11 protein-coding genes are annotated in these 13,138 nt (G+C 69.8%); 8 read left to right on the forward strand and 3 right to left on the reverse strand.

Features of this window, described 5'->3' with window-relative positions; genetic code table 11:
• Positions 1 to 16: 16 nt before the first annotated feature.
• On the forward strand, positions 17 to 2,761 hold the full coding sequence (locus CYJ26_RS09920; RefSeq protein ID WP_101638360.1) for a lysylphosphatidylglycerol synthase transmembrane domain-containing protein: 2,745 nt from the start codon (positions 17 to 19) through the stop codon (positions 2,759 to 2,761).
• A gap of 747 nt (positions 2,762 to 3,508) precedes the next feature.
• Here CYJ26_RS09920 and CYJ26_RS09925 read toward each other — a convergent pair.
• Positions 3,509 to 4,438, reverse strand: coding sequence for an inositol monophosphatase family protein (locus tag CYJ26_RS09925; protein ID WP_006547768.1), 930 nt, complete (start codon positions 4,436 to 4,438; stop codon positions 3,509 to 3,511).
• 125 nt (positions 4,439 to 4,563) lie between these two features.
• Between CYJ26_RS09925 and tdh the strand changes: the two genes are divergently transcribed.
• Together tdh and CYJ26_RS09935 are read left to right on the forward strand one after the other, a co-directional pair.
• Positions 4,564 to 5,634, forward strand: coding sequence for an L-threonine 3-dehydrogenase (gene tdh / locus CYJ26_RS09930; protein ID WP_034236148.1), 1,071 nt, complete (start codon positions 4,564 to 4,566; stop codon positions 5,632 to 5,634).
• Positions 5,635 to 5,646: 12 nt separating this feature from the next.
• Positions 5,647 to 6,846, forward strand: coding sequence for a glycine C-acetyltransferase (locus CYJ26_RS09935; protein WP_101638361.1), 1,200 nt, complete (start codon positions 5,647 to 5,649; stop codon positions 6,844 to 6,846).
• A 28-nt stretch (positions 6,847 to 6,874) separates the two neighbouring features.
• Here the strand turns inward: CYJ26_RS09935 and CYJ26_RS09940 are convergent, their stop codons facing one another.
• The gene (locus CYJ26_RS09940; RefSeq protein ID WP_101638362.1) at positions 6,875 to 8,260 is read right to left on the reverse strand and encodes an amino acid permease; all 1,386 of its coding nucleotides are present in this window, start codon (positions 8,258 to 8,260) and stop codon (positions 6,875 to 6,877) included.
• A 56-nt stretch (positions 8,261 to 8,316) separates the two neighbouring features.
• On the opposite strand from CYJ26_RS09940, the gene CYJ26_RS09945 reads away from it, so the two are divergent.
• The 4 genes from CYJ26_RS09945 (at position 8,317) to CYJ26_RS09960 (ending at position 11,375) form a co-directional block, all read left to right on the forward strand.
• Positions 8,317 to 9,891, forward strand: coding sequence for a DUF2079 domain-containing protein (locus tag CYJ26_RS09945; protein WP_050765625.1), 1,575 nt, complete (start codon positions 8,317 to 8,319; stop codon positions 9,889 to 9,891).
• Positions 9,839 to 10,333 (forward strand): fluoride efflux transporter FluC, encoded by a 495-nt coding sequence (locus CYJ26_RS09950; protein ID WP_101638363.1) that lies wholly within the window; start codon positions 9,839 to 9,841, stop codon positions 10,331 to 10,333. The genes CYJ26_RS09945 and CYJ26_RS09950 overlap by 53 nt, the downstream gene beginning before the upstream one ends.
• Positions 10,330 to 10,779 carry a fluoride efflux transporter FluC gene (locus CYJ26_RS09955; RefSeq protein ID WP_006547774.1) on the forward strand — a complete coding sequence of 150 codons (450 nt, stop codon included), beginning with the start codon at positions 10,330 to 10,332 and terminating at the stop codon, positions 10,777 to 10,779. Before CYJ26_RS09950 ends, CYJ26_RS09955 begins: the two co-directional genes overlap by 4 nt.
• A 170-nt stretch (positions 10,780 to 10,949) precedes the next feature.
• Complete coding sequence (locus tag CYJ26_RS09960; RefSeq protein WP_244902069.1) at positions 10,950 to 11,375, forward strand: beta/alpha barrel domain-containing protein; 426 nt, start codon at positions 10,950 to 10,952, stop codon at positions 11,373 to 11,375.
• On the opposite strand, the gene CYJ26_RS09965 is transcribed toward CYJ26_RS09960, so the two are convergent.
• Entirely contained in the window at positions 11,323 to 11,742 is a 420-nt protein-coding gene (locus CYJ26_RS09965; protein ID WP_101638364.1) for an FGGY-family carbohydrate kinase, read from the reverse strand. The genes CYJ26_RS09960 and CYJ26_RS09965 overlap by 53 nt on opposite strands.
• Before the next feature lie 169 nt (positions 11,743 to 11,911).
• Between CYJ26_RS09965 and CYJ26_RS09970 the strand changes: the two genes are divergently transcribed.
• Positions 11,912 to 13,120, forward strand: a complete 1,209-nt coding sequence (locus CYJ26_RS09970) for an IS110 family RNA-guided transposase (protein WP_101638367.1) — start codon at positions 11,912 to 11,914, stop codon at positions 13,118 to 13,120.
• Positions 13,121 to 13,138 lie beyond the last annotated feature (18 nt).

The raw sequence follows: 13,138 nt of genomic DNA on the forward strand, positions 1-13,138 counted from the left end.
CCGTAAAATCACGCCCATGACCGACGCCGTCCCCGGGCCTGACAGGCAGCCCGCAGACTCTGACGCCCCGGCGACCTCGCCGGTCGGCATCCCGCGCATCGGTATCGCCCCCGTGGCCGAGCCAGTACCCCCGCGTACCCCGGTCATCCGCTCACGCACCCTCCTAGTGGACTCCGCTCCTACCCGGCTGCGCCGCGCCGAGGACCTCCTGGACCTCAGCCTCAGCCTCCTAGGGGCGTTGAGCATGCTCATCCTGGCGGCCTATGCCCACGAGACGACCACGGGCGTCACCCAGGACGTCCAGAACGCTCTGGCTGCGGTGCTCCGACAGATTCTCGTCTTCCCCCTCCAGGCCATTGAGGGCCTGGTGACCTTCCTCGTCCCACTGGCTGTCCTGCTCGAGCGCGTCCTGCGCCGCTCGTGGCGCAGCACCGGCCAGGCCGCGGTGGGCGCGGTCGCCGGCTGGGGGGTCGGTCTGCTGGCCTACACCCTGCTGGAGACCTGGGGGCCGGACTCGGTCATCGCCGGTCTGACCGTCTCTGGCTCCGGATCGGCCCAGCTGGGCGTCTCCGCCACCTTCGCCGCGCTGGCCGGGCTGCTCACGGGTGCCGGTGAGCGCCGCTCGACCCCAGCCGCCCGCTACGGCTGGGTGGCGGTGTGGCTCGTCGTCGGCCTAGCAGTGCTGCGCAGCGCCTTGACCCTGCCTGGCGCGCTCCTGTCCGTGCTCCTGGGCCGGGCCATCGGTCTCGCCGTGCGCTACGCCTTTGGGGTCGATGACCGGCGTGCCCACGGCGTGGCGCTCGTGCGGGCCCTGCGGCGCGCCGGGGTCGACGCCGTGCGAGTGGTCCGCATGGACTCCGCTCCCCAGGCCTCGGCCTGGACCGTCACGACCGACGCCCCGCTGGGCTACACCGAGCAGGTGCGTGAGACCCCCTTGGCCGCTCCCGAGTCCCTTGAGGAGGAGCAGGCCGAAGACGAGGCACTCGAGCAGCTCACCCCACAGGCTCCCTCCCAGGAGGGCGGTGACGCCAACACGATCATGCCTGCCGACGACGTCGACCTGTCCGCCGTCATGGCCCAGGCACACTCCGCCGCGTTGAGCGAGGGCCGTCCCTCCATCCACCGCCTTTACGCGGTCTGGGACACCGCTGGGGTGCGCCGCGACGTCACGGTGCTCGACGCCGACCGACAGGTTGCCGGATTCCTCGCCACGGTCTGGGACCGGCTGCGAGTCAAGGGCTTGTCCCCCAGCCGCGACATGTCCGTGCGCCCAGCCGCAGAGCACGCGGCTCTCATGGCGCTGGAGGCCTCCCGGGCCGGCGTGCGCACCCCCGCACTCTTCGGCCTGGCCGAGGCGAGCGAGTCGATGCTGCTGGTAACCGAGCACGTCGTAGGCGCCCGCTCTTTTGACGAGGTCGACCCTTCCAGCCTGTCAGATTCGGTGCTGGAGCAGCTGTGGGACCAGGTGCGCCGCGGTCACGCCGCAGGCCTGGCTCACCGCGAGCTCGCCGCCTCCAGTGTTGTGCTCGACGCCGAGGACCAGATCTGGCTGCTGGACTGGGACTCTGGAGAGACGATCTCCAACGAGCTGTCCCGCCGCGTGGACCTCGCCCAGACCCTGGCACTCGTCGCGACGACGGTGGGGGTGGAGCGTGCTATCAGGACGGCCTCGCGCACGCTGTCCACGGAACAGCTCGCTTCCATCGCTCCCATGCTGCAACGGGTTGTCCTGCCCTCCTCCACACGCGAGGCGATGGGCCGGCGAGGCACCGTGCTCCAGGAGCTGCGCGACGCCCTGGTCGAGCTGACTCCCACCGCGCACGCTGAAGCCGCCAAGGTCACCCGCTTCTCCTGGCGGACCGTCATCATGGCCGTCATCGGCCTGGTGGCCCTGTGGACGCTGCTGGCCCGGATGAACTTCGAGCAGATCAGCCAGGCGGTGGCCGAGGCCAACGTCTGGTGGATCATCGGGGCACTCGTCTTCTCCCTGGCCACCTACCTGGGGGCAGGCCTGAGCCTGGTGGCCTTCTCCCCGGTGCGTCTGAGTGTGTGGCGCTCCACCGAGGTGCACCTGGCCTCCTCGGTGGTCTCCCTCGTGGCACCGGCCGGCGTGGGAGGTGCGGCGATCAACCTGCGTTTCCTTGCCCGCAAGGGCGTGCCGACCGCCACCGGCGTGGCCACGGTGGCACTGGTCCAGGTGGTCCAGTTCGTCGTCACCGTGGTCCTGCTCGTGGTGCTGGCAGCCACCACCGGTCAGTCCACCGGGCTCACGCTGCCCTCGGGCTGGGTCATGCTGGCCGCCGTGGTCCTGGTGGGGCTGGTCTCGGTCTCCTTGTTCATCCCGAAGGTGCGCACCTTCCTCTGGGCCAAGATCGAGCCAACCTACCGTCAGGTGTGGCCGCGGCTGGTCTGGGTACTGTCCAACCCTGGCCGCCTGGCGCTGGGCATCGGAGGCACGCTCCTGCTGAGCGTCAGCTACATCCTGGCCTTCGGGGCCAGCCTGTGGGCCTTCGGTTACACCCTGTCCTTCTCGGTCCTGGCCATCACCTATCTCGCTTCCAATACGGTCGGCTCCGTGGTTCCCTCTCCTGGCGGTATCGGCCCTGTTGAGATCGCACTGACCGCTGGACTGGTGACCGCCGGGGTGCCCAGCGGTGTGGCGCTGTCCACGGCGATCGTCTACCGCCTGGTCACCTTCTGGATCCCGATCCCGGTGGGTTGGCTGAGTCTGCAGCGCCTGCAGAAGAAGGGTGACCTCTAGGTCCTCCTCGGGAGAGAGTCGGCGCGTAGGGCTGGGCCCCCTGGCTTCCGACGTAGTGGTGCCGCGAAGTTGGCGGCAGGCGGCGTCACCGCAGTGTCACGGCACGGGCGCGCGGCAGTGTGGTGGCGCGGTGCCGCAGTGTCGTGGTGTGGCAGCTCGACGGCGTGCATGGGCAATGGTCGCTACCCTCCCGCCATCGCCGCTACCCCTTCGTTTCCTCCGCTACCCCGCAGCACGCGCTACCGGGTAGCGAGCGACACCAAGGAGTAGCGACAGGCAGGAAACGGTAGCGACCAGCGCGATGGGATAGCGACGAAAGAGGAGGGGGCACGCGCTACGGGGTAGCGACCAACACCAAGGAGTAGCGACACTCAGAACGAGGTAGCGGCAGGCGCAATGGGGTAGCAGCAAACCGCACAGATACAGGACCCAACCGCCCCACCAGCCGCCCTCCGCTACCCCTCCACCAGCTCCGCCACCCCTTGGCGTCCTCCGCTACCCCGCAGCACGCGCTACCGGGTAGCGACCAACACCAAGGAGTAGCGACAGGCACAACGGGGTAGCGAAAGGCAGGAGACGGTAGCGACCGGCACCATGGGATAGCGGCGAAAGCGGAGGATGGCGCACACAAGCGTGGTCGACCAACACCACGAGATAGCGACACTCAGAACGAGGTAGCGGCAGGCGCTATGTGGTCGCCATCAACGCCGAGAACAAGCGCTGCCGGCGCGGACGACCCTCCGGCGCTCAACCTTCGATAAGGCGCCGCGCCATCGTGGCGTGCGCGCTCGCCGGCCCAGCCAGTACCGAGCCTGCCTCCCGCACGTCCAGACTCGCGCCGTCCATACGAGTGACAACGGCGCCAGCCTCCTGGCACAACAGCACTCCCGCCGCCACATCCCAGGTCTGCAGACGCGTATGCACCAGGCACCCCGCCCGCCCGGCCGCCACCTCGGCCAGCTCCAGCGCCGCCGCACCGTACACGCGCAGTCCCCGCGAGCTCTCGATGATCTCCGGCAGGTGTCGCAGGGCCGCCATGGCATGCAGATGAGCGATGACGACGCCGTCAGCCAGCTCGCTGTCCTCAACCACCATCGGTCGAGCTCCAGGCACAAGGTGAGCCACTACCGAGGCAGGCTCCGCCCCGTGGCTGACTGCGCCGTCGCCGGATGCCCCAGGCACTGCCGATTCACCGGACATGTGGGATGCACCGTCGTCGCTTCCCACCGAGGCAGCCGTCTCAGGCGGGCAGCAGCAAGCGTCGCCCTCCCGCAGCCCAAGCCGCCCCTCCCAGGCGCCACGTCCCGCGAGCGCCACGTAGAGCCGGTCGTCCACCGGGTCGGCGACGATGCCGAGCACCGGCCGTCCATCCTCAACCAGGGCAAGCGAGATCGCCCAGCCCCGGTGAACAGCCACGTAGTTGAGGGTGCCGTCGATGGGGTCGAGCACCCACACCCGCCCGGCCCAGGAGCCCGCCGCGTGCGCCTCCTCGCCCACGAACGCGTAGCCGGTGGGGGCGAGCATCTCCGCGATGAGCGCCTCGACCCCACGGTCAACCTGCGTGACGACGTCGTTGCGGTTGCGCTTGGTGTCAATCCGCAGGCTCTCGCCCGGGTCCAGTGCCAGGCGCGCCCCCGCACGCACCGCCTCAAGCCCCTGAGCCAACAGCTCGTCCATGATCGCTTCCTCTCACGTCGGTGAAGTGGCCTCGACCTCAGTAGCCTAGGACCTGGGCGCGCGCTACCCGCGCACCGCCCCACCACGGCGCGATGAGGCGCCCCGCACAGCATGAGGAGATCCCGATGCGCGCACTCCGCAAGCCGGCCCCCGGGCCGGGCCTTGAGCTCCAGGAGATCCCAGAGCCCAGTCCTGGGTTCCGTGAGGTCAAGATCCGCGTGCTGCGCACCGGGCTGTGCGGCACCGACCTCCATCTGGCCGGGTGGGACGAGTTCGCTGCCGCCCAGCTCAACCCGCCCATGACGCTGGGCCACGAGTTCTATGGGGAGATCGTTGAGATCGGTCGAGGAACCGCCACGGACGCCACCACCGCCGACGATGACACCGACTACCTCTCCATCGGCCAGCGCGTGAGCGTGGAGGGTCACATCACCTGCGGCCGGTGCCGCAACTGCCGGGCGGGACGCCGCCACCTGTGCATCCGTACCAACTCCATCGGCGTCAACCGCGACGGCGCCTTCGCCGATTACGTCGTGGTGCCGGCGCGCAACGTCTGGCCGCAGGCCGATGAGATCGACCCGGACCTAGGAGCGCTGTTCGATCCCTTCGGCAACGCCGTCCACACCGCCCTGCAGTTCCCGCTGGCCGCAGAGGACGTGCTGGTCACCGGCGCGGGCCCGATCGGCGTCATGTGCGCGGCGATCGCCCGCCACTGCGGGGCACGCAACGTCGTCATCACCGACCTGTCCGACTACCGGCTGTCCCTGGCGGCCAAGGTCGGGGCAGTCACGGTCAACACCGCCCAGCAGGACCTGCGCGAGGTCATGACGAGCCTGGGAATGACTGAGGGCTTCGACGTTGGCCTGGAGCTGTCCGGCGCTCCGGCCGCGACCCGCCAGATGATTGAGGTCTGCAACCACGGCGCGAAGATCGCGATGCTCGGACTTCCCAAGGCCGGCTACGAGGTGGACTGGAACCAGGTCATCACCCACATGCTCACCATCCAGGGCGTCTACGGTCGCGAGATGTATGACACCTGGTACAAGGGAAGCTTCATGCTGGGCTCCTCTCGCGAGCTGCGTGACCAGATCCGCGGCATCATCACCCACCGTTTCGCACCCGAGGAGTGGAGCCAGGCCTTTGAGGCCGCTCGCTCTGGGCAGTGCGGCAAGGTCATCATCAACTGGGAAGACTGACAGGAGCTGAGCGTGTTCACCTTCAAGGACGAGATCATCCAGGAGCTGGCCGGCATCGAGGAGGCTGGCCTGACCAAGCGCGAGCGCATCATCACCTCCGCCCAGGGCAGCGAGGTGGAGACCGAGTCCGGGCCGGCGCTGAACTTCTGCGCCAACAACTACCTGGGGCTGGCCGATGACTCGCGCGTGCGCGAGGCCGCCCAGGATGCCCTGGAGCAATGGGGATTCGGGATGAGCTCGGTGCGCTTCATCTGCGGCACCCAGTCCCCCCACCGCGAGCTGGAGCGCGAGCTGGCCGACTGGCTGGGCACGGACGATGCCATCCTCTTCTCCAGCTGCTTTGACGCCAACGGGGCCATCTTCGACGTGCTGCTGCGCGCCGGGGACGCGATCATCTCTGACGCCCTCAACCACGCCTCGATCATCGACGGCGTGCGCCTGTGCAAGGCCACGCGCTACCGCTACGCCAACGGGGACGTGGCAGACCTGCGCCGCCAGCTGGAGGCGGCCCGGGAGGCCGGGTCTGAGCGGATCATGATCGTGACCGACGGCGTGTTCTCCATGGACGGCTGCTACGCACCCCTGCCTGAGATCGTGGAGGCCGCCGAGGAGTTCGGCGCGCTGGTCATGGTGGACGACTCCCACGCCACCGGCTTCGTCGGCGCCACGGGTGCCGGCACGCCCGAGCTGCTGGGCATGCAGGTGGACGTCCTGTCCGGCACCCTCGGCAAGGCACTGGGCGGGGCCAGCGGTGGCTATATCGCTGGGCCGCAGGAGATCGTTGACGTCCTGCGACAGCGCGCCCGGCCGTACCTGTTCTCCAACACGGTCGCGCCGGCCGTGGTGGGTGGCAGCCTGCGGGCGGTGCGCATCGCCCGGCACGCCGACGAGTCCCGAGCTGCGCTGGCCCGCAACGCCGAGCTCTTCCGCTCCCTGATGGCGCAGGCCGGCTTCGATCTCCTACCCGGCTCCCACGCGATCGTGCCCGTCATGTTCCCGGGAGAGGATGGTGCCCGCCTGGCGGCTCAGATCGCCGACCGGATGCTGGAGCTGGGCGTGTACGTCATCGCCTTCTCCTACCCGGTGGTGCCCAAGGGCAAGGCCCGGATCCGGGTCCAGCTCTCCGCCGCCCACAGCGAGGCAGACGTGCGCCGCTGCGTGGAGGCCTTTGTCCAGGCGCGCGCCGACATCGCGCAGCAGCTCTCCCGGTAGTAGCTCGCCCGGCAGCCCGCGCAGCAGCTCACTCGGTCCGGGCGCGCGCCAGGCGGCGTCCCCGCAGCCACCAGGCCGCGCCCAGGGCCACGAGCCACAACGGCGAGACCGCCACCGCCATCCGGGTGTCCTGCGCCAGCGTCAGCGTCCAGGTGACGAAGACGAAGAACACCAGGCTGCCCCAGGCCGCCACCCGCCCGCCGGGCACCGTGAAGGCGCTGGCCGCGTGCCGCTCGGGGTAGATCCGGCGGTACCGCAGGTAGGAGACCACGATGACGCACCACACGAGGATGAACAGCACGCTCGCCACCGTGGTCACCAGGGTGAAGGCGTCCATGATGGAACCGGACAGGTAGAGCAGCGGGATCGCGCACAGCAGCCCGGCGCAGGTCACCAGCAGGGAGGCGCCCGGCACGCTGCGAGCTGTCAGCCTGCGGAAGACCGACGGCGCCTGGTCAGCCATCGCCAGGCCGAACAGCATCCGGGAGGTGGAGTAGATACCCGAGTTGGCGCTGGAGGCCGCGGCCGTGAGCACCACGAAGTTGACCACGCTGGCGGCCACCCCGAGCCCGGCCAGGGAGAACATGGCCACGAAGGGGCTGTCTTCCGGCGAGACCTCCCGCCAGGGGGTCACCGCCATGATGGCCGCGAGCGCGCCGAGGTAGAACAGGACGATCCGCAGCGGGATCGCGTTGATGGCCTTGGGCAAGGTGACGTGAGGGTCCTTGGCCTCGGCGGCGGCCGTACCGATCAACTCAGTGCCCACGAAGGCGAAGACGGCGATCTGAAAGGCCCCGGCAAAGCCGTGGAAGCCGTGGGGGAACAGCCCGCCGTCGTTCCACAAGTTGGCCACATCAGCCCGGGCTCCGTTAGGCGCCTGGAATCCGATCGCCACCATGTAGATCCCCACCGCCACTAGGGCGATGATGGCCACGATCTTGATGATGGAGAACCAGAACTCAATCTCACCAAAGGCCTTGACCGTGGCCAGGTTGAGCCCGAGCAGCACGACGACGGCGACCACCGGCGGGATCCACAGCGGCAAGGTGGGCCACCAGAAGCGCACGTAGCCGGTAATGACCACCACCTCGGCCACCGCCGTCACCAGCCAGCAGAAGTAGTAGGTCCACCCGGTCATATACCCGGCCCAGGGCCCGATGAGGTCGTGGGCGACGTCCGCGAAGGAGCGGTACTCCAGGTTGGAGAGCATGACCTCGCCCAGTGCCCGCATCACGAGGAACAGCACGGCGCCGATGATGGCGTAGACCAGAAGCACCCCTGGGCCAGCCAGGGAGATCGTCTTGCCTGAGCCCATGAACAGGCCCGTGCCGATAGCCCCACCGATCGCGATGAGCTGGACGTGACGGTTCGTCAGGCGTCGCTGGAGCTGGGCCTCATCCTGCTGCTCATCCATGGCATCTCCTTGGGGCTGGGTCCCGGGCATTTTAGTCCCCCGCTAGGCTCTGACCGATGTGTGCATCTGCAACCCGCTTCCCTGCGCGTGGGCGCCACCTTCCGGCGGCTGCCGTGACAGTGGTCGGCGCAGCCGTCTTCATCGCGCTGTCCGTCGGGCAGTGGCGCTCCTACCGGGTCCCCAGCTGGGACCTGGCGATCTTCTCCCAGCTGGCCAAGGACTACGCCCATCTTCAGGCCCCGATCGTGCCGATCAAGGGCGAGGGCTTCAACCTCCTCGGCGATCACTTCCATCCCATCCTCGTCCTGCTGGCCCCCGCCTGGTGGATCGCGCCCAGCCCTCTGACGCTGCTCATCGTCCAGGACCTGCTCCTGGCTGTGTCCGCCTGGCCGCTAACCCGCCTGGCCACCCGCTGCCTCGGCGCGGTCGGCGGCACGGTGCTCGGCCTGGTCTACGTCCTGTCCTGGGGCCTGCAGACGGCGGTGGCGGCCCAGTTCCACGAGATCGCCTTCGCCGTGCCGCTGCTGGCCTGGGCCTCGGCCGCCTTTGCCGAAGGCCGCTGGTGGGCGGTGGCAGGGTGGTCCGCACCCCTGGTCCTGGTCAAAGAGGACCTGGGGCTCACGGTCCTCATGATCGGGCTTGCCATCGCCTGGCGAGGGCGCCACAGCGGTCCCGCCGGCGCTCCCGCTCGCGCCCGGCTGCGGCTGGCAGGCCGGGTCATGGAACCGACGACGGCGCAGCTGGGCCTCGGCCTGGCCGTCTTCGGGGTGGTGGCCTTCTTGGTGACGGTGGGCCTCATCCTGCCCGCGCTGTCCCCGACGGGCACCTGGGAGTACGGGCTGAGCGGCAACACCTCGGACGGCTCAGCCTCCTCCGCCCCTGCCACGGCGCACCTGCTGCTGCGCGCGCTGTGGCCACCGGTCAAGCTCGTCACCGTGCTCCTGCTCGTCATGACGGCGGGCGTGATCGGCCTGGCCTCCCCATGGATGGCGGTCATGGTGCCCACGCTCGCCTGGCGCTTCCTGTCCACCAAGAGCACCTACTGGGACTGGTCGCAGTGGCACTACAACGCCGTCCTCATGCCGATTGCGCTGGGAGCGCTGCTGGAGGTACTCCTCCGCTTGCGCCGCCGGCACGCCCAGGCAGCCGACGACGTCGCCCGTCCCCGCCCGAAGACTCTCCGACGGCGCACGGCCTCCAGCTTGTCTCTGTGGCACCCCTGCGTCCCCACCTGGCTCCGGGCCACGGCCGTGGTCGCCGTCGTCATCCCCGCGGTCACCGCCCTGTGGATCGCGCCTGCCCTCCCGCTGGCCCAGATGACCGAGCCGGGCTGGGGCCAGGTACCGGCACGCGCAGCCTCGGCGCAGGAGATCGTCAGCCTCATTCCCCGTGGTGCCACGGTCGAGAGCGACCTGGGCCTGCTGCCCTACCTCGTGCCGCAGCACACCGTCTACTGGGTGGGCACCGCCCAAGGGGTCACCCCGGACTACGTCGTCGTCGATCCGCTCTCGGGCAGCTGGGGTGCGATAGCCCCCCAGGATGCGGCCGCGTGGGCGCAGGAGCAGACTGGGACCCGCTATGAGCTCATCTTCGACCGCGACGACTACCAGGTCGCCAAGCGCGTGGGTTAGGCAGCACCAGGCGCCGCTTGCCGTCTTCGCAGGCGGGGCGCTGGGCACATTGGTCCGCGCCGGGCTGGCCCGCCTGTGGCCTCATACCGCCGGAGAGCTGCCGACGGCGACCCTAGCGGTCAACCTCGTCGGTGCCCTCGCGCTCGGCTTCCTCCTGGGCCGCCTCGCCCTGGCCCCTGACACTGGGTGGCGGCGCACGCTGCGCCTCGGGCTCGGGACGGGCTTCATGGGCGGACTGACGACCTACTCCACCTTCATCGTGGAGGTCGAGCACCTGGCCGGCCGCGCCGACCTGATCGGCGCGGCGACCTACCTAGCCGGCTCGCTGGTGGCCGGGGTCGCGCTGGCCGCCGTCGGCCTGTGGCTGGCCGGGCTCGGTGCACGACGTCGCACGGCTCTCCCCACGCTTGGCGAGCCGACTGGGCAAGGAGGTCAGTCATGACCGCGGCGACCTGGCTCCTGCTCGCGCTGGCAGGCGGGCTGGGTGCGGTCACGCGCTTCAAGGTTGACTCACGCGTGGGCGCCGTCGTCGCGGCGCGACGTCAGCGAAGGCGCACGGCTGATGCATCCTCAGCCGCCGTCACAGGCGCGGGCCGCCGCCTGCTCGTCGCGGTTCCCCTGGGCACGGTCGTGGTCAACGTCAGCGCCTGTCTGCTGCTCGGCCTCCTGACCGGCGCCAGCGGCGCACTCGCGCCCACGCTCGTCACGATCCTGGGAACCGGCTTCCTTGGCGGCTACTCCACCTTCTCCACCGCCTGCGTGGAGGCTGCGCGGCTCATGCTCTCCGGCCGGCCGTGGGCCGGGTTCCTTCACGCTGTCACCATGGCGGGCACGAGCCTGCTGGCCGCGGTGGGAGGTCTCGCCCTCGGTGCCGCGCTCGCGGCCTAGGACGCTGGCCTCTCTCGCCTGCTTCCCCAATCGGCAACATAGTGCAACCCAGCCGGGCCCCTCATGCCCGCTCCTAGCCTGGATCCAGCCCCGCGCCGCAGCCTGCGTCTTGACGTAGGTGCCGCTGCGGCGCCATCGACGTCGCCTGACACAGGCAAAGGAGATCGCCCGTGTCACTACAAGACCTCTTGTCCGCCAACCCTGTTGTCCCCGTCGTCGTCGACTCCGCCCAGGAGGGCATGGGCGTGGGCCGGGCCCTGGTGGCTGGCGTCATCTCCCTGCCCGCCTGCACGGACGGCTCGTGGATCATGGCCGCTCTGGCTCTGGGCCTGGACACCGTCAAGTTCTTCCCCGCCGAGGCCAGTGGCGGGATCGCCACGATCAAGGCGCTGTCCGCCGCCTTCCCCGGACTGCGCTTCATGCCTACCGGCGGCGTGAGCGCGGCCAACCTGGCGGACTACCTCTGCGTCCCGGTCGTCGCCGCCTGCGGTGGGTCCTGGATGGTCAAGAAGGACCTGGTCAAGGCCGGCGCGTGGGAGGAGATCACCCGGCTGTCCGCCGAGGCTGTTGCCATCGCGAAGGAGTGTGGCCGATGAGCGCCGCCCCCAGCGCCGAGACCTCCGCGTTGGAGGAGACGACGACGCTGCGGCCCAGCAGGTCCGCCTGGCACTGCATGAGCAGGCGCGAGGCCGTAGCCCCGCCGTCGGCATGCAGAACCTCCAGGTCCTCGCTTCCCAGGGCCTCCAGGACGTCCGCGATCTGGTGGGTCACCGCCTCCAGCGCCGCCCGCGCCACGTGACCGCGCTCGGTCCCCGCGGTGACGCCCGAGACCAGGCCGACGGCCTGACGGTCCCACCACGGCGCACCAAGCCCCGTGAAGGCCGGCACCAGGGTCACGCCCGTTACCTTGGTGGTGGTTGCCGGCCAAGGAGTGCCGGTGACTGGGCCAGCGGTGGTCGGCATGATGTCTTGCCCCTGTCTTGAATGATCCGGGGGGTGTTGTCACCGGCCGCCGCGGGGCCGCTGCTCACCGCTGATCAGGGGAACGACCCGTTCGAGGTCTTTCGTAACGTGGGTGCGGGATCGGTGGCTCAAGGCTGGCCCGATCTCCTACGAGACGAGGGAGCTGTGGGTGCAGACCTCCAGCATCGACGTGTTCATCGGCATCGACGTGGGCAAGTCCGACCACTGGGCCACCGCCCTGGACCGGGACGGCGAGCGCCTGTTCGACAAGGCCCTTCCCAACGACGAGACCCGCCTGCGAGACCTCTACGAGCGACTGTCCCATCACGGCCGGGTGCTGGTGGTCGTGGACCAGCCCGCCACCATCGGAGCCCTGGCCGTCGCCGTGGCCCAGGACATGGGCATCACCGTGGGCTACCTGCCCGGCCTGTCGATGCGGCGGATCGCGGACCTGACCCCGGGCAACGCCAAGACCGATGCCCGTGACGCCGCTGTCATCGCGCAGGCCGCCCGCACCATGCCCCACACACTGCGGGCCATCAACGGTTCAGATGAGGACGCGGCAGCCCTGTCCATGCTCACGGGCTTCGACCTGGACCTGGCCCGCCAGGTCAACCAGACCTCCAACCGGATCCGGGGCATGTACACCCAGATCCACCCCGCCCTGGAGAAGGTCCTGGGCCCGCGGCTGGAGCACGACGCCGTCCTTGAGGTCATCGCCTCCTGGCCCACCCCCGCCGCCCTGCGCAAGGCCGGGCGGGCGCGGATCAACGCCAAGCTCAAGGCCCACGGCGCCCGCCACCACGAGGCCTGGGCCGACGAGATCATCAGCGCGCTGAAGGCCCAGAGCGTCGTGGTCGCCGGCACCGACGCCGCCGGAATCGTCCTGCCCCACCTGGCCCGCCAGCTCATCGCCCTGCACGCCCAACGCAGTGACGTCGCGGCGAAGGTCGAGGCCCTGGTGGAGGCCCACCCTCTTTACCAGGTCCTGACCTCCATGCCCGGCATCGGGGTCAGGACCGCCGCAGTGCTCATCGCCGAGACCCTCGGGCGGGACTTCGCCACCGGGGCGCACCTGGCCTCCTACGCCGGGCTCACACCCGTCAGCAGACGCTCCGGCTCCTCGATCCGAGAGGAGTACACCTCCCACGCGGGCAACAAGAGACTCAAGCGGGCCATGTTCCTGTCAGCCTTCGCCTCACTGCGCTCAGACCCCGCCTCAAGGGCCTACTACGACCGCAAGATCGCCCAGGGCAAGCGCCACAACCAGGCCGTCATCGCCCTAGCCCACCGCCGCATCCTCACCCTGCACGCCATGATCCGAAACGGCACCCTCTACGACCCCCAACCCACCCACCAACTCCCCGCCGCCGCTTGACACACCACATAGGGGCAC

The organism is Actinomyces urogenitalis (genome assembly GCF_002861525.1).
Taxonomy (GTDB): domain Bacteria; phylum Actinomycetota; class Actinomycetes; order Actinomycetales; family Actinomycetaceae; genus Actinomyces; species Actinomyces urogenitalis.